At 68.4% G+C, this 21,426-nt stretch carries 21 protein-coding genes; 12 read left to right on the top strand and 9 right to left on the bottom strand.

Translation table 11 applies throughout. The features are described 5' to 3' along the window. The first annotated feature begins 229 nt into the window (after positions 1-229). Both AB0B66_RS41145 and AB0B66_RS41140 read left to right on the top strand, forming a co-directional pair. Entirely contained in the window at positions 230-622 is a 393-nt protein-coding gene (locus tag AB0B66_RS41145; protein ID WP_360540623.1) for a hypothetical protein, read from the top strand. A gap of 46 nt (positions 623-668) precedes the next feature. Next, positions 669-1,919 (top strand): MFS transporter, encoded by a 1,251-nt coding sequence (locus AB0B66_RS41140; RefSeq protein ID WP_360540621.1) that lies wholly within the window; start codon positions 669-671, stop codon positions 1,917-1,919. A gap of 134 nt (positions 1,920-2,053) precedes the next feature. On the opposite strand, the gene AB0B66_RS41135 is transcribed toward AB0B66_RS41140, so the two are convergent. Further along, on the bottom strand, positions 2,054-3,088 hold the full coding sequence (locus AB0B66_RS41135; protein ID WP_360540619.1) for a sigma-70 family RNA polymerase sigma factor: 1,035 nt from the start codon (positions 3,086-3,088) through the stop codon (positions 2,054-2,056). 72 nt (positions 3,089-3,160) lie between these two features. Between AB0B66_RS41135 and AB0B66_RS41130 the strand changes: the two genes are divergently transcribed. From AB0B66_RS41130 to AB0B66_RS41120, 3 genes are all read left to right on the top strand, one after another. Beyond that, positions 3,161-3,988, top strand: a complete 828-nt coding sequence (locus tag AB0B66_RS41130) for an alpha/beta hydrolase (protein WP_360540617.1) — start codon at positions 3,161-3,163, stop codon at positions 3,986-3,988. Between the two features lie 462 nt (positions 3,989-4,450). After that, complete coding sequence (locus AB0B66_RS41125) at positions 4,451-9,064, top strand: discoidin domain-containing protein (protein WP_360540615.1); 4,614 nt, start codon at positions 4,451-4,453, stop codon at positions 9,062-9,064. 1,073 nt (positions 9,065-10,137) lie between these two features. Then, on the top strand, positions 10,138-10,425 hold the full coding sequence (locus AB0B66_RS41120; protein ID WP_360540613.1) for a hypothetical protein: 288 nt from the start codon (positions 10,138-10,140) through the stop codon (positions 10,423-10,425). A gap of 46 nt (positions 10,426-10,471) precedes the next feature. Here AB0B66_RS41120 and AB0B66_RS41115 read toward each other — a convergent pair whose 3' ends face one another. After that, entirely contained in the window at positions 10,472-11,191 is a 720-nt protein-coding gene (locus tag AB0B66_RS41115) for a 5-formyltetrahydrofolate cyclo-ligase (RefSeq protein ID WP_360540611.1), read from the bottom strand. 11 nt (positions 11,192-11,202) lie between these two features. Beyond that, positions 11,203-12,405, bottom strand: a complete 1,203-nt coding sequence (locus AB0B66_RS41110; protein WP_360540609.1) for a helix-turn-helix transcriptional regulator — start codon at positions 12,403-12,405, stop codon at positions 11,203-11,205. Positions 12,406-12,734: 329 nt separating this feature from the next. Here AB0B66_RS41110 and AB0B66_RS41105 point away from each other — a divergent pair, with 329 nt between their 5' ends. Next, positions 12,735-12,974 carry a hypothetical protein gene (locus AB0B66_RS41105; RefSeq protein WP_360540607.1) on the top strand — a complete coding sequence of 80 codons (240 nt, stop codon included), beginning with the start codon at positions 12,735-12,737 and terminating at the stop codon, positions 12,972-12,974. A 158-nt stretch (positions 12,975-13,132) separates the two neighbouring features. Here the strand turns inward: AB0B66_RS41105 and AB0B66_RS41100 are convergent, their stop codons facing one another. Continuing rightward, the gene (locus AB0B66_RS41100; RefSeq protein ID WP_360540605.1) at positions 13,133-13,564 is read right to left on the bottom strand and encodes a hypothetical protein; all 432 of its coding nucleotides are present in this window, start codon (positions 13,562-13,564) and stop codon (positions 13,133-13,135) included. Between the two features lie 435 nt (positions 13,565-13,999). Here AB0B66_RS41100 and AB0B66_RS41095 point away from each other — a divergent pair, with 435 nt between their 5' ends. After that, positions 14,000-14,434 (top strand): hypothetical protein, encoded by a 435-nt coding sequence (locus AB0B66_RS41095; protein WP_360540604.1) that lies wholly within the window; start codon positions 14,000-14,002, stop codon positions 14,432-14,434. Here AB0B66_RS41095 and AB0B66_RS41090 read toward each other — a convergent pair. From AB0B66_RS41090 to AB0B66_RS41075, 4 genes are all read right to left on the bottom strand, one after another. Next, entirely contained in the window at positions 14,431-15,774 is a 1,344-nt protein-coding gene (locus AB0B66_RS41090; protein WP_360540602.1) for a DUF4041 domain-containing protein, read from the bottom strand. The genes AB0B66_RS41095 and AB0B66_RS41090 overlap by 4 nt on opposite strands. A gap of 356 nt (positions 15,775-16,130) precedes the next feature. Further along, positions 16,131-16,565: a hypothetical protein gene (locus AB0B66_RS41085; protein ID WP_360540600.1), complete on the bottom strand. Its 435-nt coding sequence runs from the start codon at positions 16,563-16,565 to the stop codon at positions 16,131-16,133. A gap of 71 nt (positions 16,566-16,636) precedes the next feature. Continuing rightward, on the bottom strand, positions 16,637-17,263 hold the full coding sequence (locus AB0B66_RS41080) for a hypothetical protein (RefSeq protein WP_360540598.1): 627 nt from the start codon (positions 17,261-17,263) through the stop codon (positions 16,637-16,639). After that, complete coding sequence (locus AB0B66_RS41075; RefSeq protein ID WP_360540596.1) at positions 17,239-17,922, bottom strand: hypothetical protein; 684 nt, start codon at positions 17,920-17,922, stop codon at positions 17,239-17,241. Before AB0B66_RS41075 ends, AB0B66_RS41080 begins: the two co-directional genes overlap by 25 nt. Positions 17,923-18,132: 210 nt before the next feature. Here AB0B66_RS41075 and AB0B66_RS41070 point away from each other — a divergent pair, with 210 nt between their 5' ends. Together AB0B66_RS41070 and AB0B66_RS41065 are read left to right on the top strand one after the other, a co-directional pair. Further along, on the top strand, positions 18,133-18,783 hold the full coding sequence (locus AB0B66_RS41070; RefSeq protein WP_360540594.1) for a hypothetical protein: 651 nt from the start codon (positions 18,133-18,135) through the stop codon (positions 18,781-18,783). A gap of 168 nt (positions 18,784-18,951) precedes the next feature. Then, positions 18,952-19,419 carry a hypothetical protein gene (locus AB0B66_RS41065; protein WP_360540592.1) on the top strand — a complete coding sequence of 156 codons (468 nt, stop codon included), beginning with the start codon at positions 18,952-18,954 and terminating at the stop codon, positions 19,417-19,419. 38 nt (positions 19,420-19,457) lie between these two features. Here the strand turns inward: AB0B66_RS41065 and AB0B66_RS41060 are convergent, their stop codons facing one another. After that, on the bottom strand, positions 19,458-19,976 hold the full coding sequence (locus AB0B66_RS41060; RefSeq protein ID WP_360540590.1) for a hypothetical protein: 519 nt from the start codon (positions 19,974-19,976) through the stop codon (positions 19,458-19,460). A gap of 126 nt (positions 19,977-20,102) precedes the next feature. Here AB0B66_RS41060 and AB0B66_RS41055 point away from each other — a divergent pair, with 126 nt between their 5' ends. The 3 genes from AB0B66_RS41055 to AB0B66_RS41045 all read left to right on the top strand — a co-directional run bounded on the left by AB0B66_RS41055 (position 20,103) and on the right by AB0B66_RS41045 (position 21,335). Beyond that, positions 20,103-20,363: a hypothetical protein gene (locus tag AB0B66_RS41055; protein ID WP_360540588.1), complete on the top strand. Its 261-nt coding sequence runs from the start codon at positions 20,103-20,105 to the stop codon at positions 20,361-20,363. Between the two features lie 134 nt (positions 20,364-20,497). Continuing rightward, a complete protein-coding gene (locus AB0B66_RS41050) occupies positions 20,498-20,755 on the top strand; it encodes a hypothetical protein (protein WP_360540586.1) in 258 nt (85 codons plus the stop codon). Between the two features lie 145 nt (positions 20,756-20,900). Further along, entirely contained in the window at positions 20,901-21,335 is a 435-nt protein-coding gene (locus tag AB0B66_RS41045; RefSeq protein WP_360540584.1) for a DNA-binding protein, read from the top strand. Positions 21,336-21,426: the final 91 nt, after the last annotated feature.

Below are 21,426 nucleotides of genomic sequence, written 5' to 3'. Positions count from 1 at the left end.
CAGGCGACTACGGTCCGCTTTGTACATCGCCTGTACCGCGATCGGACACGATGCGCGGTATCGGCGAGCGTACGGCACGGGTCGAAACGCCCTGTGGCAAACCGTTGCGCGTTCGTCGGCTGGCACGCCGACGTGCCGATGGTCTCGGGGTGGGCCGAGATTCGGGGGACCTCGGCCGCCCTGAGACCACGCCCGCGGCCGCTGGACGGCGTCGGGCACACTGCCTCCCATGCCGAAGTCACGCCGCGAAGTCCGGGCCCGCCGAGCCGCCGCAGCCGCACGGATGCAGCCCGGCGGCCGGGCACGGACCCGCTCGGCCCTCACCGAGGCGCGCACCTGGCAGGCGGCCGGCCTGCCCGCGGCCCTGTCCGGCGCAGTCGGCCTGGTGCTGAGCGTCGCGCTCGCCGTCTGGAACTCCTGGCTGCTGCCCGCGGTGGCGGTCGGCGCGACCCTGCTCAACACCTACGCGGCGTACGTCATCGTCAAGGCCCGCCGCGCCGACGACGTCCTGTTCCCGCAGCGCTGGGGCGCCGGCCGGTTCACCGCGCGCGGCGAGGCCGTCTCGGGAGTCCTGGCGCTCGCCTCGGCGGTGCTCGCCGTGATCGGCTTCGCCGGCCGGTGAATACGCGTTGCGGTCCGGCCGCGCGTCCACGTAGGGTCTCGACCTTGTGCGCAGGCTAGTCGACTCCGTCGTGCCCGCCCGGCTCGGCGCCGGCTACCGCTGGCTGCTGGCCTCATCCTGGTCGAGCAACCTCGGCGACGGGGTGGCGCTCGCGGCCGGGCCGCTGCTGGTCACCTCGCTGACCGACGACCCGTTCCTGATCTCGCTGGCCGCGCTGCTGCGCTGGGCCCCGCCACTGGTGTTCGGCCTGTATGCCGGAGTGCTGTCGGACCGGCACGACCGCCGCCTGATCATGATCGTGGCGAACCTGGCCCGGGTCATGGTGCTGACCGGACTCGTGGCGATGATGCTCACCGGCGCGCTGACCGCGATCGGCGCGCTGGCGGCGATCGGCCTGCTGACCGTCGCCGAGGTGTTCGCCGACAACACCGCGGGCACCCTGACGCCGATGCTGGTGCACCGCGACGACCTGGCCGTGGCCAACGCCCGGCTGCAGACCGGCTTCATCACCCTCAACCAGCTGATCGGCCCGCCGATCGGGGCGGCGTTGTTCGCCGCGGGCACGGCCTGGCCGTTCGCGACCGAGGTCGTGCTGGTCGCCGCGGCCGTGGTCCTGGTGTCGCGGGTGCGGCTGCCGGTCCGGGAGCGGCCCGCGCAGCAGGAGCGCAGCCTGCGGCGCGACGTCGCCGAAGGATTCCGCTGGACGGTGAACCACGCGGCCGTGCGTACCCTCGTGCTCACGATCTTGATCTTCAACGTGACCTTCGGGGCCGCCTGGTCGGTGCTCGTCCTCTACGCCCAGGAGCAGCTCGGCCTCGGCGCGATCGGGTTCGGCCTGCTCACCACCGTCTCGGCGGTGGGCGGCCTGCTCGGCACCGCGCTGTACGGCGCGATCACCCGCCGGGTGAGCCTGGGCAACGTGATGCGCGTCGGGCTGATCATCGAGACGCTCACCCACCTCGGCCTGGCGGTCACGAACTCACCGGTGGTCGCCTCGGCGATCTTCTTCGTGTTCGGGGCGCACGCGTTCGTCTGGGGCACCACCTCGGTCACGGTGCGCCAGCGGGCCGTGCCTGAGCAGCTGCAGGGCCGGGTGAACAGCCTCAACACCATCTGCGTCTTCGGCGGGCTGGTCGTCGGCTCGGTCATCGGCGGCGTGCTGGCCACCCACTACGGCGTCACCGCGCCGTTCTGGTTCGCCTTCGCCGGCTCGGCGGCCTTCGTCGTGCTGCTGTGGCGCGAGATGACCCGCATCGCCCACGAGGACGAGCAAGAACCCGTCCCCGCCGCCGCGTGACCGCGCACCCCTCAAGGTCATCGGACTTGCCTGGCACCTGTTCGTATCTTGACCGTTCATTCGCCCACTTGCCGGGCAAGTCGAACGATCATGGTGAGTCCTGGCACCCGCTCGCGGCGGGTGGCGGGCGCGAGTCAGGGCAGTGACCGGGGCAGGCCGAAGAGGGCGAAGTGCTCATCGCCGAGGAACGAGGTGACCTCGGCGATGCGGTCGTCGCGCAGGGTCAGCACGGTGACCGACCAGGGCAGGTGCTCGCCCTCGTCGCCGGGCCGCAGGTAGCAGGCCACCGCGGGCTGGCCGTTGGCGTCGACCGGCAGGTGCCGCCAGGATCCGCACGAGGTCAGCGGGACGCTTACCGCGAAGTCCGTGACCGCGGCCAAGCCGTGGTACCAGTTCGGCAGCGGCGGCATGGACCAGGTCACGTCCTCGACCAGCAGGGTGATCAGGGCGTCGGCGTCGCCGCGCTCCAGCGCCTGGGCGAACCGGCTCACCACCTCCCGCACCCGCGCGTCGCCGATCTTGCGCAGGGTCTGCTGCTGGCTGGGGGAGGGCGCCTTCTCCGCCACGATCCGGCGGGCGCGGGCCAGCGCGGAGTTCACCGAGGTGGTCGACGTGTCCATGATCGCGGCGATCTCGGCGACGGAGAACCCCAGCACCTCGAACAGCAGCAGCGCCGCCCGCTGGTTGCCCGGCAGGTGCTGCAGCGCGGCCACGAACGCCAGTTCGACCGCCTCGCGCTGCTCGTAGCGCGCGCCCGGCCCGGCCGGACCGGACCCCAGACCCGCACCGGCGTACGGCCCGAGCCAGGCGACCTCGGTCAGCGGGGTGTGCCCGAGCACCGCGTGGGCGCTGGCGGGGCCAAGGTCCATCGGCAGTGCCCGCCGCCCGCGCGCCTCGACGAGGTCCAGGCAGGTGCGGGTGGCCACGGTGTAGAGCCACGACCGCACCGAGCCGCGCCCGGCGAAGCCCGCCAGCCCGCGCCAGGCCCGCAGCAGCGCGTCCTGCAGCGCGTCGTCGGCGTCGTGGGCCGAGCCCAGCATCCGGTAGCAGTGCGCGTGCAACTCGGCGCGCAGCGGCTCGACGAGCCGGGTGAACGCGGCGTCGTCCCCGCCCCGCGCGGCGGCCAGGTCGGGGTCGTCCCCGGGCGGCGCGGAGAAAAGTTCGCTCACAAGCGACGATTCTGCCGCACGCGCCCGGTCTCATTCAGGTACGAGAGCCATCTCACCTGCTAGGGAGCCCTGATGAACGACGTTTCGACCGTGCCCGCCGCCGTCCTGGAGGTGCCCGGCGCACGGCTGCACTACGAGGTCCGGGGCGCCGGACCGCTGATCGTGCTGATCGGTGCGCCGATGGACGCCCGCGCGTTCACGCCGCTGGCCGAGCTGCTGGCGACCGACCACACCGTGCTCACCACCGACCCGCGGGGCATCTTCCGCAGCTCGGTCGACGACCGCGACCAGGACTCGACCCCGCAGCAACGCGGCGACGACCTGGCCCGGCTGATCACCCACCTCGATGCCGGCCCGGCCGTGGTGCTCGGCTCCAGCGGCGGCGCGGTCAGCGCGCTGGCCCTCACCGAGGCCCGGCCCGACCTGGTGAGCACGCTCATCGCCCACGAGCCGCCGCTGGACGAGCTGGTCGAGGACCGGGCGGAGCTGCGGGTCGCGACCGACGACATGATCGCCACCTACCTCGGCGGGGACCACCGGGGCGCGTTCGCGAAGTTCCTCAAGATCGCGAACATCGAGCTGCCCCCGTTCGTGTTCGAGGCCATCGTCGGCGGCGAGCGCGACGCGCAGTCGGTCGCCGACGAGCACTTCCAGTACGCCCACATGCTGCTGCCGACGGTCAGCTTCGTGCCGGACGCGGCGGCGCTGCGCAAGTGCGGCGCCCGGCTCGTGGTCGGCATCGGCGAGGAATCGACCGGCCAGCTCTGCGACCGCACCTCGCGGGCGCTGGCGACGCAGCTGGACATCGAGCCGACGATGTTCCCCGGCGACCACATCGGGTTCACCGGCGACCCGGCGGCGTTCGCCGCGCGACTGCGCGAGGTGCTGGCCGCGGGCTGAGCGCACCGTCGAGAGTGGACACATGGCCATCCGGATTCCGTCCGGATGGCCATGTCGTCGTGTGCACATCTCATCCGTTCGTCGGCTCACGACCGTCGAAGTGTTGACGTGTTCGTGACGTGTCGGTAACGTTGCCCCCGACGCAGTGCAAGATTTCGACAAACAGATGTTTAGTTTTGTCGTTAGCTTGTGCAAGTTCCCTGCAGGCCGCTCACCTGCCGGTGTTCTCCATCCATTCGGGAGAGGCCCGGTATGACGTCGGCATTCGTACGCACTGGTCGATCACCTCCACGCGGCCCGGGCTGAGTTCACGCCCCGCCACGTCAGCGGTTACACCACGCCTGCAAAACATCAACCGCACGGCCCCGCTCACCGTCGCGGCTGATCGGTCACCCGTTTCACCGCAACGCGTGTGGATCCCCGTCCACCCGCGGAACCGTCCCTCCGTGACAAAGGACAGTGATGAGAACCAGGACTCCGATCAGAGTGGTGGCGACCGCGGTCGCCGCTGCCATGATCGCCACCGCCGGGTGGGCGGCGGTCGCGCAAGCGGCCGGCGGCCCCAACCTGTCGTCCGGCAAAACGACCTCCGCCAGCTCGGTCAACGGCCCCTACGTGACCGGCAACCTCAACGACGGCAACCAGGGCAGCTACTGGGAGAGCTCCGGCTCCCTGCCGCAGTGGGCCCAGATCGACCTCGGCGCGGCCACCGCCATCGACCAGGTCGTGCTGAAGCTGCCCGCCGGCTGGGGCACCCGCACCCAGACCCTGTCCGTGCAGGGCAGCACCAACGGCTCCAGCTTCAGCGACATCGTCGCCTCGCAGGGCTACAGCTTCAACCCGTCGGTCGCCAACAACTCGGTGACCATCAACTTCCCGGCGACCTCGCCCCGGTACGTGCGCGTCAACATCAGCGCCAACACCGGCTGGGCCGCCGCGCAGCTCTCCGAGCTGGAGATCTACGGCACCGCGAGCGCGTCGACCAACCTCGCCCAGGGCCGCCCGACCACCGAGAGCGGCCACGCCGACGTCTACGACGTGTCCCGCACCGTCGACGGCAACCAGGGCACCTACTGGGAGAGCGTCAACAACTCGTTCCCCGAGTGGGCCACCGTCGACCTCGGCTCGTCCGTCGCGGTCAACCGCGTCGTGCTGAAGCTGCCCACCTCCGGCTGGGGCACCCGCTCGCAGACCCTCGCGGTCCAGGGCAGCACCAACGGCTCGACGTTCACCGACATCGTCGGCTCGGCGTCGTACACCTTCAACCCGGCCGTGGCCGGCAACTCGGTGACGATCAACTTCACCCAGACCACCACCCGGTACGTGCGGATCAACATCACCGCCAACTCCGCGTGGCCGGCGGGCCAGCTCTCCGAGATCGAGGTGTACGGGCCCGGCGCCGGCACCCCCGACACCACCGCCCCGAGCGTGCCGTCGAACCTGACCCTCGGCGCCTCCGGCACCACGATCACCCTGAACTGGGGCGCGTCGACCGACAACTCCGGCGGCAGCGGCCTCGCGGGCTACGACATCTACCGCAACGGCGCCCTGGCCGCCCAGGTCGGCGCGGTCACCACCTGGCAGGACACCCAGCCGACCACGGCCACCGTGTCCTACTACGTGCGGGCCCGTGACGTCGCGGGCAACGTGTCGGCCAACAGCAACACGGTCACCCGCACCGGGACCACACCCGACACCACCGCCCCGAGCACGCCCGGCACGCTGAGCCACAGCACCTCCGGCACGACGATCACGCTCAACTGGGGCGCGTCGACCGACAACGCGGGCGGCAGCGGCCTGGCCGGCTACGACATCTTCCGCAACGGCGCGCTGGCCGCTCAGGTCGGCACCGTCACCACGTGGAACGACACCCAGCCCGCCACGGCCACGGTGTCCTACTACGTGCGGGCGCGTGACAACGCCGGCAACGTCTCCGGCAACAGCAACACCGTCACCCGCACCGGCACCACGACCGACACCACCCCGCCGAGCACGCCCGGCACGCTGAGCCACAGCACCTCCGGCACGACGATCACCCTGAACTGGGGCGCGTCGACCGACACCGGCGGCAGCGGCCTGGCGGGCTACGACGTGTTCCGCGACGGCGCGCTGGCCGCGCAGGTCGGCACCGTGACCACGTGGAACGACACCCAGGCCGCCACGGCGACCGTGCAGTACTACGTGCGGGCGCGCGACAACGCGGGCAACGTGTCGGCCAACAGCAACACCGTCACCCGCACCGGCACCCAGCAGCCCGGCTGCGTCAACGTCGCGTCCGGCAAGACCATGACCGCGAACGGCTCCACGTTCACGTTCACCCCGGACAAGGCCAACGACGGCCAGCTCGGCACCTACTGGGAGGGCGGCGGCTACCCGGCGACGCTCACCGTGGCGCTCGGCGGCAACCACGTCGTCACCCAGGTCAACGTCAAGCTGAACCCGGACGCCTCGTGGGGCACGCGTACCCAGAACTTCCAGATCCTGGGCCGTGAGCAGTCCTCCTCCACTTACACCAACCTGGTGTCGGCGGCGAGCTACCAGTTCACCCAGGGCAACAACGTGGTGAGCGTCCCCGTCTCGGCGACCACCGCCGACGTGCGGCTGTCCTTCAACTCCAACACCGGCGCCCCCTCGGGCCAGGTCGCGGAGTTCGAGGTCTGCGGCACCCCCGCGCCGAACCCTGACCTCACCGTCAGCAACGTGTCGTGGACCCCGTCCTCGCCGAACGAGGCGTCGAGCATCTCGCTGACCGCCACCGTCAACAACATCGGCGACCTGTCCGCCCCCGCCTCCAAGGTGGGCCTCTACCTCGACGGCGCGCTCAAGGGCACCGTCGACGTCGCGGCCATCGCCGCCGGCGGCTCGCAGTCGGTGAGCCTGCCGATCGGCAACCTCGGCCAGGGCACGTACGCCGTCAGCGCCCGCGCCGACAACGCCAGCACGGTCGTCGAGAAGAACGAGAACAACAACACCGCCAACGCCGCGAGCAACCTCGTCGTGGCCCAGGCCCCCGGCCCTGACCTGCAGGTCACCGGCATCTCCACGAACCCGGCCAACCCGGCCGTCGGCGCGGCGGTCAGCTTCACCGTGACCGTCAACAACCGCGGCACCACGGCCTCCGGCACCACCACGGTCACCCGGGTGACGGTCGGCTCCACCACCCTCAACACCAACACCGCGTCCATCGCCGCGGGCGCCACCGTCAACGTGGCCGTCAACGGCACCTGGACCGCCACCAGCGGCGGCGCGACCATCACCGCCGGCGCCGACGCCACCAACGTCGTCACCGAGACCAACGAGACCAACAACTCGCTGACCTCGTCGATCGTCGTCGGGCGGGGCGCGGCCGTCCCGTACACCTCGTACGAGGCCGAGTCCGCCGCCTACCAGGGCGAACTGCTGCAGACGGACGCCCTGCGCACCTTCGGGCACACCAACTTCGCCACCGAGTCCTCGGGCCGCAAGTCGGTGCGCCTGACCACCCAGGGCCAGTACGTCGAGTTCACCTCGACCAACCAGGCCAACTCGATCGTCGTCCGCAACTCGGTCCCCGACGCCGCCGGCGGCGGTGGCCAGGACTTCACGATCAGCCTGTACGTCAACGGCACGTTCAACCGCAAGCTCACCCTGTCCTCGGTGCACAGCTGGCTCTACGGCACCACCGACGACCCCGAGGGCCTGACCAACACCCCGTCGGCCAACGCGCGCCGGCTGTTCGACGAGTCGAACGCGCTGCTGGGCACCTCGTACCCGCCGGGCACGAAGTTCAAGCTGCAGCGCGACTCCGGTGACAACGCCTCCTTCTACATCATCGATATGATCGATCTTGAGCAGGTGGCCGCGCCGCTGAGCAAGCCCAGCGAGTGCACCTCGATCACCAACTACGGCGCGGTGCCCAACGACGGCCTCGACGACACGGCGGCCATCCAGGCCGCGGTGACCGCCGACCAGAACGGGCAGATCAGCTGCGTGTGGATCCCCGAGGGCCAGTGGCGGCAGGAACAGAAGATCCTGACCGACGACCCGCTGAACCGCGGCACCCACAACCAGGTCGGCATCAGCAACGTCGTCATCAAGGGCGCGGGCATGTGGCACTCCCGCCTCTACTCGCTGATCCAGCCGCAGAACGCGGGCGGCATCAACCACCCGCACGAGGGCAACTTCGGCTTCGACATCGACAAGAACACCCAGATCTCCGACATCGCGATCTTCGGCTCCGGCCGGATCCGCGGCGGTGACGGCAACGCCGAAGGCGGCGTCGGCATCAACGGCCGGCTCGGCGTCGGCACGAAGATCACCAACGTGTGGATCGAGCACGCGAACGTCGGCGCCTGGGTCGGCCGCGACTACTCCAACATCCCCGAGCTGTGGGGACCCGGTGACGGGCTGGAGTTCAGCGGCATGCGCGTGCGCAACACGTACGCCGACGGCATCAACTTCACCAACGGCACCCGCAACTCGACCGTGTTCAACTCGTCGTTCCGCAACAACGGCGACGACGCGCTCGCGGTCTGGGCCAGCAAGTACGTGAAGGACACGTCGGTCGACATCGGGCACGACAACCGGTTCGTCAACAACACGGTGCAGCTGCCGTGGCGGGCGAACGGGATCGCGGTGTACGGCGGGTACGGCAACAAGATCGAGAACAACCTGATCTACGACACGATGAACTACCCGGGCATCATGCTGGCGACCGACCACGACCCGATCCCCTTCACGGGTCAGACGCTGATCGCCAACAACGCGCTGTACCGCACGGGTGGGGCGTTCTGGAACGAGGACCAGGAGTTCGGCGCGATCACGCTGTTCGCGGCGACGGTCGCGATCCCGGGGGTCACGATTCGGGATACCGAGATCTACGACTCGACGTACGACGGCATCCAGTTCAAGGCGGGTGAGCTTCCGGGGGTGGTCATCACCAACGTGAAGATCGACAAGTCGAACAACGGCGCGGGCATGCTGGCCATGGCCCAGGCCCGGGGTAGCGCGACGCTGTCGAACGTCACGATCACGAACTCGGGTACGGGGAACATCGTGACCCAGCCGGGCTCGACGTTCACCTTCTCCGGTAGCTGAGCTGCTCGCGAGAAGTGCGCACACCAGAGGGTCTGCTGATGATCGGCAGGCCCTCTGGCCTTTGGCGGACAGAATCCGGCGCACAGGCAGACTCGTCCGTCGTCCTCATAGTCGGGCCTCCGGCATTCCTCTGAGCTGCTGGTCCAGCTGCGTGTTATCAGCCAACGTCGGTCGTTGTTGGTCGCCGTTTGACGGCCTGACGACGGCCTAAAGTCACGCTCGACTGCCTGTAGACGGCGTGGCGTCGGCCTTCAAACTTCCGATTGCCGTGCCGTCGCGGGAGGTCGAACACGGTGTCGGAGCACCCTCTCGACGTCGGGGCGACCCGGCCGGAACCGTTTGGCAACGCTGCTATACGACTCGCGGTGTGATCACAGCAGGCTCTTTCCCGCCGAGCCTCGTATTTGCTCTCGCAATTTCCGAACAAGGTCGGCCTCGTAGAGATGTTCGGGAGGTCTTTCTACGGCGGACCACATAGCTTTTACAGCACCACGTCCGTCGACAAAGAGAACGGTCTTCGTGGCATTGCTGTAGCTGGAGTCAGGATCCATGGTATTTGTACTGCTATCGATAACCCAACCCTGACCACGATAAATTACAGGCCTTTTGAATAGTCGCGTTTCCCGTACCTGATAGGCCTGGAGATGCGTTGGGATTGCTGCCCGCATTAGGGCATCCGCCAGGTCTCTACCGGTAACGGCCCCAACAGAGCCTTCGTCGTACTCGTTGCGGCTTCCACGGAGGTAGTCAACAAGGGAACGTCCACTTAGCGCGGGAAGTCTTCGTCGACGCTCCATTTCTGCCTCATGGGCCTTGTCGGCCTCCGCCTGCCTCTGGGCTTCGAGGTCTCTTCTTTGCTGTTCCATCTGGCGGCGATGTGCAGCCATAGCCTCACGCTCGGGACGCTGCGCCTCAAGGTAGGCGTCCGCGTCGTCATCGCACCGAAGACACCCCTGGTCGATCCTCGAATGTGATGCGCACACCGGCTTATCGCAGTCGATGCATCTTCCGCGTGCCCACAGGCCACATCGCAAACACGCAACGGAACCTTGCGCCCGCACGTCAGGCGAGCCATGGTCATCAGAGCGCTGGGATGGCTGCCTTTGGGCGTGCTTTTGGGCAGCTTGATGGTAGGCCTCGATCTTTTCCCGGAACCGGGTCTCGGCGGAGAAGGGATTCTGGATCTTATCGGCGTACGCCTCGCGGTAGACGGCGAGAAGTTCACCGCGTGCCTGTGGGACTGCTGCTGCGCGGTGTCTTTCGATGACAAGGTCCGTGGCGCGGCCGTTCATCGCTCTGCTCCTAAGCGCGATTCGGCGGTGTCGTTCAATCGCACCGGAGCGAATCTGGGCGCAGGTTGACTTCTGCCCAGACCAGTCTGTCGGCGGGCCGTAGCCCGAGGCGGTGTCACTCCGTGAACCGGGTCAAGGCGGGGATGGCGCGGACCTTGTCGACAGTCAGGTGACTGGCCACGATTCCGCCAGGTCTTCGTGGCGGCTGGCAGAAGATGGTTTCCGCAGGCGTGATGATGACGTCAACGCTGAAGTCGTGCTCGGTCTCAGGCAGGGCCTCGTCAAGCACCTGCGCCGTGTGGACCGTCGTGACAATGACGGTCTCGGGTCCGATGAGCCCGGCTTCGGCCAGGAGAGCCACCTCGATATCGCTGTAGCCGGCGCCTTTGCCCACACGGACGCCACGACGGTTGACCGCGACGCTTCCCATCACGATGAGATCGACTTGTCGCATCTGGTCCAGGTTGACGCGCGGAGCGTGGCGGCTGGCCCCGTCACCCGTGGTCACCGTCTTGATCTCCGTGGTGGCAGCGGGATCCAGCAGGTAGAACGGCTCCGGCGTCGCGAGCCTGGGCACCGCCATGTAGAGGAGCTTGCCCTCCTGGAGGGCCTGGATCCGCACCGGGTGCTGGGCCGGGTCGGGGTTGGCCTTGACGACCCGGGCGTTCTTCCACGCGTTGAGTGAGGCGAGCCGGTCGGCGGCGAGGTCCGCGCCGACGAAGTTGGGAATCCTGCCGTGTGCTCCCGGTGGAAGCGCCGCGCCGACGTCGTGCAGCAGCGCCCAGACCTTCTCCCTGGCTGCCTGCTTCGCCTGATCGATCGCGGGGTCGATCACGCTGGCTCCACTCATGCTGCCGACATCAACGCGAGCAGCCTATCGCTCACCTCGGACACTCCGGCGTTGTCGCGCCAGGGGAGCATCTCCCGCGCAGCGGTGAACGCCACGTTCAATCCGCCTCCGCCGCGGGTGCGCTCCAACACGGCGATGGCCTGGTGGAGATGGCTCACCGCCTCATCAAGCTTGCGCTGTCGTATGCAGGCCAAGGACAGGTTGCCCAGCACGATTGCCGTGGACTTCCGCTCGTGGTTCATCAAGGTGTGGCTGGACCGTAGCGTCGGCTCGGCGCGTGACAGCAGACCGAGACGCAAGTACGAGGAACCGGCGATCCTGCCGTGGGTGCTCCGGCAGAACAGCGCGGCGGCGGGGTCGTCCGGGCGGACTTCGCCGAGCAGCCGCTCCGCCCGATGCAGCGCGACTTCGCAGCCACGCGCATCGCTCAGCATGGCGTGCGCCTCTCCGACGTGCAGCGTGGCCATTCCCGCGAGCACTGTGCTGTGCCCCTTCGCCGAGTCTGCGGCGCGCTGTGCAAGGGTCAGCCCGCCGCGAGGATCCTTCCTGCCGTACAGCGCGACGTAACTCTTGCGGAGTTCAGCGTGTGCTGCCACGACGACGGTTCCCGCATGGCCGGCGGCGGCAATGGCTTGATCAAAGTAGGTGTCCGCGCCCGGGTGGTCCCGTCGATACGACGCATCCCAGGTCAACTGCCCCATGAGCAGTGCGGATTCAGCCTCCGCCGCCCACAGCTCGTCCCGTGCGGCCGCCGAACTTGCACGTGAGCGCAGGTATACCGCCTGTCCGTGCAACTGCCCTGCGGGCGCGAGCAGCGCGCTGGAAGGAAGGTCGTCGTACTGCCGGTCGAGCTTTTGGATCTGGTGCCGCAGCCCCGCCGCGATGATGGTGTCGACGGTGGACGGGTGTGCCAGCGCGTATTCCAGCCGCTCGTCATGAGGCGCTGCCGCTTCAGCGTGGCCGGCCAGCAGCACATCAAGATGTTCGACGGTGACCTTCAGCGCCCGTGCCAGCTGTGGTCGGTGCCATGGCTGTGGGATGGTGTCGCCCGCCTCCCATCGAACGACGGTTGACCGGTCGACCCCGAGGTTCTCCGCGAGCTTCTCCTGACTGAGTCCGACTGCCTTGCGGCGTTGCGACAGGCCGACGCGCTTCACGATCACCTCTGCGGTCCGATGAAACGATCCGAACCCATTCATGCAGATCAGCGGAGGCGGCGCAACGGCCGTGCATCAGCTCTGCGTCATCGCCGCTCTGTCTGGGGCATCCGTCGGAGACGAAGGTGGTCACGACACCTGGTGTGCCACCGGTCATCGCGGAGAGGACACGGCGGGCTGTCACAAGTCACCGGCCGGGCGGCAGCCGTCCCCGGCTCGCACCCTGTGGCCGTCACGCGTCTCGGCCGGTGACCTTGTCCAACGAGCCATAAGCGACGGCTCGCCCGGATGTCGAAAGGGGTATCACCTTGGTTTCGGCGGGAAGTCTGCTGGCCAGGCACAGTCCGAGTCGGGCGGCGATTTACGCGCACATGGTCGCGGACCCGTCGCGTGAATGGTCGGTCGGCGAGTTGCACCAGGAGCTGGCCGATGCCGGAGTGTCCGCGGAGTCCGCTCGTGCTGTCGTATACCTGCTGCTCGACGCACGGATTGTGGAACTCGTCAGAGGCCGCCGTCGGCTCACGGTGAAGCTCGCCGCCGGTGCCGCCGACCACCTGCGGCAGGTGATCGAACTGTGGTCGTCGGCGCAGGCGGACCGAGCGAGGTCATGAAGAAGCTCAGGCGATCATCCGACCGCCAGAACCGACGTTCGCGGCTCAGCGCGACGGCATGGAAGCCTCGTCGCGAGCTCGTGTGGTCTATCAGCCACTGGCGGCGGTGCGCGAAGGCGGGCCGCCCCAAGCGCGTTCGTGGGTGCGCCGTGTCGCTGCTAGATCAGCAGGACTTCGGCGGTATTCGCGCGGAGCTGCTCCTCCGTGACCGGGTGCCGCCAATGCCCGACCTCCACCACGTACACGCTGCGCCGTTCGGGGATGCCGTCCACGACGAACTCCTGATGGCAACCCCCGTCGCTCCACACCGGCTCGTTGAGAATCTTGCCCGTGGCGAGCTGCTCGCCGTCGGCGCTGAGGATCTTGACGGCGGCTCCGGTCCGGAGCCAGGTGCCCTGCTGCGGCTCGCAGAGGTTGCTGGTGGTTTGACCGCCGCCGGTGAACGTAGCGCTCGCGGGGGCGGCGTCGCCACCCCATCCGCGGGCGGTCCAGCCGACCAGCGCGGCCACGGCCGCCACCGAGCTGAGCGCGCTCACCAGCGCGATCAGCTTCCACCGCCGGACCTCGCCCGGCCCATCCCCCGTCGTCATTCGCGGCACGATACCGGGCATCGGCCATTCCGTGAATCCCCAGTTCACGGGCCGTGTCCGCGCACCTCACCGATCCGAGGACGTCGGTCGATCACCGAAGGAGGCATCCGTGCGGTCCTACATCGAACCGATTAGCGACAAGCGTGCGGAGTTCCTGCACCGTGAGCTGCACCGCCACCGGAACTGTGAACGTTCCGGGCGGTGCCGCATCTGCCTGCAACCCGACTGCCTCGGCGCACGGCAGGCCCGTGCTGAGCTGCGCATGGCAGGCCGGCACGAGACTCAGCCGGATTCGGGGTCCGCTCTCCCCGGCAGCTGATCAGCCTGATGCACAGGTCAGGGCCTGACGACGACGGCTCCTGACCTGTGCATCAGGTTCAAGTGCTTCCAGCTCTGGCTTTGCAGAAGATCCTCTCGCGGGCCACAATGCGCGGCATGCTCACGTTCGATGAGGGTTGGCGCGGTGGCACCACCCATGCCTGTGACTGCTGCGGGAACGCCAGCCGACGCACCTGGGCCATGGTCAACCGCGACGACCAGCCGTACGCGGTGTTCTTCGCGGCCTGCTACGACCACGGCCACGTGCGCGAGACCTGGATCGACGTCGTCTTCGGCACCTGGGGCCAGGGCGAATACGACGATCACGTGACCTTCGGCTGTCGGTTCGGCCCGGTCGCGGGCAGCGACTACCCGGCGGCGACCGCGGTCGACGCCGCCGAGGTCGCCTCGGACGATGCTCTGTTCGGGCAGAAGCTCACCCGCGCCGAGGCACTGTCCCATCCTCGCGTGAAGGAGTTCTGGGAAGTCGTCGACTTCGTGGTCCTCAGCGACCCGCTGGTGCACCCGCACCACTACGAACACTCCGCCTAACCAGCTGCACCATCTGTCGCCCGGTCGGCGTGGCTGGCCCGCCACTCCAAAGCTTCGGGCGTCTCGCGGTATTCGAGCAGGTGCTGACCGGCGATCTCGCTCAGCAACTCCCGGACCTCGGCAGGGGTGGCGTAGAAGTACTCCCGGCGCAGATTCACCTGGTTGACCCGCTTGGCGCTCAGCGCTGCGTGCAGTTTGCCCTCAAGGCCGACGGCGTCCTCGCTGAAGATCAGCGCGTGGATGTCGAAGCGGAAGGGCACGGACGCGTCACCGAGTTCACGGACCCGGTCCTCGGGGTCCAACCGCCGGGTCATGCCGATCTTCACCATGCCGGGACCGAACGCACCGATGTTGGAGATCACGTAGACGTAGCCGGCCCGGATGTTCGCCTCGCGAGCCTCGACTCCGGCGATCGCCTCGCCGATCTCCTGGAGCTTCGCTTCGATTTCAGCCGCGGCCGCAAGGTCGCCCTTTGCCGTGAGCTTCGCCAGCGCCGCCTGGTAATGCGACTGCTCCTTGGCCAGTCTGGCCTTCTCCCGCTCGAACTCCGCCGCCGCGGCCTTCTCCTCGCGCATGCGCTCACGCTCCTCGCGGATGCGCTCCTTCTCCTCCTCGACCTTCGCGCGGTAGTCGGCGGTCAGCCGGAGTTCGTACACGCGTAGCTGGTGGTACTCGGGAGAGATGCGGATGCTCATCGTCTTGCCGAGACGGGCGATGGTCTCGGTGACTTTGGTCAGCCGTTCGATCGTCGAGTCCAGTCGATGCGGCTGCACCCGCGCGACGCAGTTCTCCGCTTCAGCGTTGTAGGCGCGCAGCATGAGCTTGGAGGTCTCGTTGATCATCTTTCGGCCCTCGGCCTGGGATCCGTTGACGGTCCACGCCGTGGCGGCCTGCACCGCGTTGCCGGTGCGGGCGGCATCCTTGATCCGGACGTTGAGGTCGGCGAGCCTTTCCTTGTAGGCGACGGCATCGGCCAGCGGGTGCCGGTACTCGTAGATGGCGACCTCTTGCAGTTCGGCTTCCGCAGAGGATCGCACGAGCTCGGCACGCACGTTCGTCAGTTGTGCCTGCAGTTGCTGGTATTCGCCCCGAGCGCGTTGCAGGGCTGTCTGGAACGAGGCGGTTTCCGCCGCGATCGCGCTGGTGTCGAGCCCCATCAGCCTGGTGATCTCGGATCGCAGCAGCTGGTTCTCGTCCTCAAGCCGCTTCTTGCCGCGTCCGAAAAGGCTGCTACCCGGTCCTCCGGCCGCCGGTGCTACAAGAGTCGGGGCTGCCGCCATTGCCGCCTGCTGCGCGGGGATGACGGCCTTGGGAGCCGGCGATACCGGCGGAGTGGGCACCTCAGGGAGCCACCACTGCCAATCGGGTGGGGCTTGCGGAAGCGAGGGATCCGGCGTCCACCCTGCCGGTGGCGACCATCCGGGCGGGGGAGTGGGCCAACCGGGCGGAGGGTTGAACCGGTAACCAGACATCAGTGCCTCCACGCCGCTACCCAAGGTCATGAAGTGCATACGGTAACCAGGTCAGACTGCGGCAAGAACCCATCAGCCGGGCATCTGTGGGCTGGGAACGGTCGCCAAATTCTGGCGCTGTCGCCACAGATGTCCGGTCGTTAGGTCAGCACCAGGCCGACCGTCTTTGACGAGTTGTGGTTCCGATGACCAGCTGCCCTTGCCGTCTCCCGCACAGGGGGCTTCTATGCGGACTTGCTCCTCAGCTGCAGGTGGAGTTGGCCGGCGAGGTTCACCGCGATGACGAAGTCGAAGACGGCGATGTGGTCGACGTCGAAACTGCCGGTGATGATCGGCGGCGGGGCGTAGGCGTAGACCTGGTCGGCTTCCAGGCGAAGCGCACGCCGGTGGTATGCGCCCATGGCGAGGCCGGCCAGCAGGTACCTGTCCTGGCCCGCTTCGGTCTCCAGTTCGGCGATGAGGTCGGCGCGGGTGTTCCAGCCCCGAACGAGCTCGCCTTGGAAGGTGTCGAGGTGCCACCATGCCCCGTCCGCGGATTCCAGGAACACGTCACCGAACAGCGACGTGAACCGAGGGGCCTTGCCGGCCAGATCCAGCCAGGTCCACGAGTCCAGCGCCTTACGGTATTGCTGCTCGCTGAACTGCTTGGTGAGTTCCATCGGCCCATTGGATCATGCGGCGGCTCGCGTTGCCGACCAGCACTCCTCCCGCTCCGGTGCAGCCAGCCCGGTTATCGGGAGCGGCTGATCTGTATGGTCCAGCTGACGGCGTCGGGGTGCGACGAGGTGTCCAGCAGGTCGCCCAGCTTCGACCGAGCCAACCGGGCAACCAGGGCATCGTCGAGTTCGTGGTACTGCCTCAGCCCGTCCGCGCCTTCCCGGAGGGGCCGGATCACCATCACCTCGCCCTCGGCGAGCATCGACAGCTCCGCGCCGAGAACGTCGAGCGGGTGCAGTTTCTCGGTCTCCTCTTCGTCCTCCGGTTCGATCCACACCTCGATCGGCGGCTGATGCGGCGCGACCGACGCACCCAGCTCGATTCCTGCCAGAAAGGCATCGAGGACGTGCCGGCGGAGCAGCGGCGTGGACCCTTCCAGCGCCTGCCGATCAACGGTGATGGACACCTCGACGACCCCGTCGATCAGTTCGGCTGCCGGCGGTTGCAGTGCAACGTCGCCAGGGGCCGACACCTCTACACGGAACCGGATCGGCCCGGAGACGGTCGCGCTCACGCAGCCCGGCCACTGCTCGATCCAGGACGCGGCCGACGACGCGGCGTCCTGCAGTGACCGCTGGTGCCGCCGCCCGAGGCCGGGCGCATCCACCGACCAGCTCACCAGTTCGCGCGGATTTTCCACGTCATGACTTTCTTGCCGTCGGGGAGAGTTTGATCGTCGTGTTCGACGAGTTCACCCATGTTCTCGATGAATCGGTCGAGCTTTGCCGCCGTCCGCCCGGACCGCTCGGTTCGGGTCGCCACCAGCAGTTCGTCAGGTCCGAGGACCTGCAGCAGTTCTCCCAGCCACTCTGACGCGTACGCCATGGCCTGTTTGCGGTGCCGGGGTGGGGCGGTGAACGGGTCGTCCGGCGCGCCCCCGCCGGACGCAGGTTTGCGCACCGGTATGACACCCAGCCCGTACCGCGAACCGACGGCGTCCAGCGTCGCGAGGACGGCACGGGTCGCCTGCACGGCGCGCAGCCCGTCGACCGGTCGGCTCAGCCAGGCGCGGGGTAGCAGCAACTCGCACCAGATTCCCTCGTGACCCGGTTCGTCGCGTTGCCGGATCCGGCCGACCACGGGACGGTCCGTCTCCGTCAGGATCGGGTCGATGATCACCTGCTGGCGGCTCATCCCGCCCGCGGCCTGCCACTGCCGTAGCTGAACCAGCTCCTGGACTCGCGTGCCGACGACTGTGAGGAGATGGTGCAGTTGCGAATGCCGACGGTCTTCCTCGGCGTCGGGGAGCTGCACCACCGAGTTCCCGTGGTGCCCGACGAATACGCCGAACACGCCCACGAACAGCCACTCAGCCATCGATTACCCGCCGTAGGAGATGCTTTCCACTTTCAGTATGGATCGCGTGCGGTTGCTCGTACGCCGGACAGGTCTGTGTCGTGGACGGCCTGGCCGGAGTCGCACACCCGACCCGGCTGCCGTGACGACGCCGCGTATCACCGGCCCGTGTCCCGCCTCTTAACCGGTGTCCGACCGACACAGGAGGCGCAGATGCCCCATCACCTGAGTTTCACCGGGGAGAGGTACGAGTACGAGGCGGGTGGCCAGACCCACACCGGCGACAGCCTGTGGGCGGTTTCCGACACCCTCGACGTGCTGCTCCGCACCGCCCCAACCACCTACTACACCGTCACCGCCCCCGCTTTGCACCGGACGGCCCTGCCCGGCGGCGCGTCCGGGAACTCGCTGCTGGCCGGCCTGACCGTGGTCCGCCGCGTCGGCGGGGCGATCGAGCAGGAGTCGGCCGCCGCCAAGGACACCGTCGAGCCGCACAAGCTCCCGGGCGTCTCCGGCGTCGCGCACTCCGAGTTCCAGGCGTTCCTGGCCTGGGTCGAGGCGGCCGCTGTGAACCTGAACCAGGAGACGACGCTCGCGGTCATCATCGAGGCGCACCAGACCAACACCCCGTGCTCGACCTGTCAGAAACTCATCGGCGGGGTGATGGTCCGGCTGGCCGCGCAGTACGACAAGCCGGTCATCTTCCGGGGTTCGGCGCTGCAGGCGTACGAGACGGCACCGGGCGCGCTGGGTCGGATGCTCCTGTCGGTGCGGTCCGGCACCGGCAAGTACGACACCCAGACCCCGCCCGTCATGAACGACGTCCTCGGCACACACCTGATGGTGCCGCTGATGCGCTCCTGATCCGCGCTCAGACGTTCTGACACCGCATGGAGCGCGCAGCGGCTGCTCGGCCGACGGCTACCGGGGGTTCGTGGGCGTTCGACGTCGGCGAACTCCCGGTAGCCCGTCGGCCATGGCAGCCGGGTTCGGGGCAGACGGCTGAAGCGTGCCTGTCCCAGAATGTCACTCGTGCTGATGCGGACCAACTTTGCGCCCCTGCGCCGCCTGACACCGGACCCCGACAGCCGGCTGGGGGGCCTGCTGGGGTTCTGGATCTGTGCGGCCCTGGCGGTTTACGGGATCGTGGAGATCGGCGTGCGCGAGGCAGGGATCGGCAGGCTCTTGCTGCTTCTCGGGGGAGCGCTGTGGTTCCGCGGGCAGTTGCGGATCGGCATCTGGACGAGTGGAACCCACCTGCACGTACGCGACGGCCATCGGAACCGGGTGTTCGCGTTCTCGCAGGTGGAGAAATTCACCATCAGGCCGGACGGTGAACGGGCCGCCGTGTTGTGGATCGACCTCACTGACGGCGCGCGTTACCCCACCCCGGCACAGCTCAAATATCGACGTGCTCCGAACGGCGTCTCGATGACCTCGTCCGGGCTGACCGACCTGCTGGCCGCCCTGGACGAGTGCCACGCGACCAGACCCCGGTGAGAGCACCGACGCTGTGCTGGCACGACAGCGCGACCCGGTCAGGGCGATGGCCGCGGCGTGGACGTGGGCGAGAGGTGGACGTTGGGATACGGCTGGACGGCGAACCTCGCCACCTTCCACTCCGACCCGACACGTTCCAGGGCGACCACGACCTCGCATTCGGTGATCTCAACCCCGGCCAGCGCGTTCGTCATGCGTCGCTGAGTCACGTAGGCCAGCACCTCGGCCCTTTGCTGCCCGTACTCGCGGAGGCCCACACTGCGGGCCTCCGCGGTGACAACGGCCTGCTCCGCGAGGGCGCTCGGGCGCAGCGCGGCCATGGCGGCCGTGTACTCGGCGGCGAACGGTCCTGTGAGGAAGGACTGTCCACGCGCGACGGAACCGTCGAAGTCGCGGTAGTCGTATCCCAGCAGGGCGCGGATCGCCGGGAAAACGAACGGCTTGTATTCGGCTATGGCCGCCTGGCGTGCCTGCTTCTCCTGCCGCGCCTGGTACTGCACCCAGTGCGGCCAGCCGAAGAAGGCGACCAGCCCGGTCACGACCACCGACACCAGCACGATCCGGAACCACGTCCGCTGCCGTCGCCGTCGCCGCAGAAGCCCCTCAAACCAGGTCACGTCCCTGACTCCCCCGCGAAGACGTCCGATGGCGCGGCCCATCCTAAGCACTACCATCCAGCCGGTATGGCCACGAGCGACACCGGCCCGGGAGGGCAGCAGATGCGGACCCTGACGCCCGAGCAGCGCCGGCGCGCCTTGGCGCTCATGGCCGAGCTGGTGCACACGCCGGACGAAGAGGTCGACGACAAGGTCGAGGAGCTGGAGCGCATCACCGAGTGCCCGCACGTCGTCGGCTACCTGTTCCACCACACGCCGCACCTGACCGACGAGCAGGCACTGGAGAAGGCCTTGGCCTACGAGCACATCGCACTGCCCGGTGCGTGACGGCATGCTCAGCGATCATGACGAGTTGTGGCGACTGCTGCGCTCGCTGGACGATCCACAGGGTCTGGAGTTCCCGACCGGCTACGACGGTCGGCGCGAGCGGGCCCGGTTCGAGCAGCTCGCGCAGCGGCTGGATGCCGCGTTCGGCGGCGCGTGCGAGGTGGACCGGCACGTGGGACGCGAGCCTGCACGGCCGCATCGAGGTTCCTGCCGCGCTCACCGCGACCGGAAGCCGGCTCGTTGTCTCGATCAGCAATTTCGGCGGGATGGCGGTGCTCGCCGTCGACAATCCGGGCGTATGGACGGACGAGGAGGCGGCCGAGCTGCTCCAGCCCGACGACGTGGCCGGATCGGCGACGCGCTGGCCAGCCTCGGGTATGTGCTATCCCTGAAGAGCCGTTGTGGCAGCGCTACGACGGTGCGTGGCCTCGGGTCAGAGCTGGTGGGACCGGTTCTTCGATTACCTTTGAACGCGGTTGAACATGACGTGTTCAACATTATGTTTACAACGGGCCGTTTATCTGGTTGGCTGTGCCCATGGCTGACATCCACGATGAGGACCCGTTCGTTCCGCCGGACGCCGGGCGGGCTCGTGCACACCGCGACTTCGCTGCCCTGACCCGGCTGGCCGAGCGCCACGGCGCGACCGCGAGCAGGCGCGACCGCTGGCGGCATCCGTACGTGCTGGACCCGTACGAGGCGGTCGCTCTGTCGGTGTCCCTCGCGGTGGGATCGGCCCAGCCCGAGCCGGACGAGGAGCCGTTCGACGAGACCGACCTGACCGCCGCGCTCACCCTCATCCCGCGGGTGCGGGCCGACCTCGACGCCCTGGAGGCGGGCCTGCTCGACCTGGCCCGCGCACGGGGCCTGACCTGGCAGACGATCGCCTTCGGGCTCGGCCTCGGCTCCGCGCAGGCGGCCCGGCAGCGCCACGAGCGCCTGACCGGCCGTACCAATGCGGCGACGAGCTAGTGTGCTGCGCCGGAAATCCGTTGCATAAGTCTATGCTGTGCCGATGGGACGGATGGGTCGGCCGAAGGCAGCGCTGACGATCACTGATGCG

This window comes from Catellatospora sp. NPDC049111 (assembly GCF_040648615.1).
In the GTDB taxonomy this organism is placed as follows: Bacteria; Actinomycetota; Actinomycetes; order Mycobacteriales; family Micromonosporaceae; genus Catellatospora; species Catellatospora aurea.
This window is presented reverse-complemented; position numbering and strand designations above follow the sequence as displayed.

Excerpts from the sequence above, each read along its gene's own strand:
- AB0B66_RS41110 (WP_360540609.1), bottom strand. The coding sequence starts at position 12,405 with ATGAATGGGTTCGGATCGTTTCATCGGACCGCAGAGGTGATCGTGAAG.
- AB0B66_RS41130 (WP_360540617.1), top strand. The coding sequence starts at position 3,161 with ATGAACGACGTTTCGACCGTGCCCGCCGCCGTCCTGGAGGTGCCCGGC.
- AB0B66_RS41085 (WP_360540600.1), bottom strand. The coding sequence starts at position 16,565 with ATGGAACTCACCAAGCAGTTCAGCGAGCAGCAATACCGTAAGGCGCTG.
- AB0B66_RS41050 (WP_360540586.1), top strand. The coding sequence starts at position 20,498 with ATGCCGCGTTCGGCGGCGCGTGCGAGGTGGACCGGCACGTGGGACGCG.
- AB0B66_RS41105 (WP_360540607.1), top strand. The coding sequence starts at position 12,735 with ATGGTCGCGGACCCGTCGCGTGAATGGTCGGTCGGCGAGTTGCACCAG.
- AB0B66_RS41095 (WP_360540604.1), top strand. The coding sequence starts at position 14,000 with ATGCTCACGTTCGATGAGGGTTGGCGCGGTGGCACCACCCATGCCTGT.
- AB0B66_RS41100 (WP_360540605.1), bottom strand. The coding sequence starts at position 13,564 with ATGACGACGGGGGATGGGCCGGGCGAGGTCCGGCGGTGGAAGCTGATC.
- AB0B66_RS41070 (WP_360540594.1), top strand. The coding sequence starts at position 18,133 with ATGCCCCATCACCTGAGTTTCACCGGGGAGAGGTACGAGTACGAGGCG.
- AB0B66_RS41125 (WP_360540615.1), top strand. The coding sequence starts at position 4,451 with ATGAGAACCAGGACTCCGATCAGAGTGGTGGCGACCGCGGTCGCCGCT.
- AB0B66_RS41120 (WP_360540613.1), top strand. The coding sequence starts at position 10,138 with ATGGTCATCAGAGCGCTGGGATGGCTGCCTTTGGGCGTGCTTTTGGGC.
- AB0B66_RS41045 (WP_360540584.1), top strand. The coding sequence starts at position 20,901 with ATGGCTGACATCCACGATGAGGACCCGTTCGTTCCGCCGGACGCCGGG.
- AB0B66_RS41145 (WP_360540623.1), top strand. The coding sequence starts at position 230 with ATGCCGAAGTCACGCCGCGAAGTCCGGGCCCGCCGAGCCGCCGCAGCC.
- AB0B66_RS41055 (WP_360540588.1), top strand. The coding sequence starts at position 20,103 with ATGGCCACGAGCGACACCGGCCCGGGAGGGCAGCAGATGCGGACCCTG.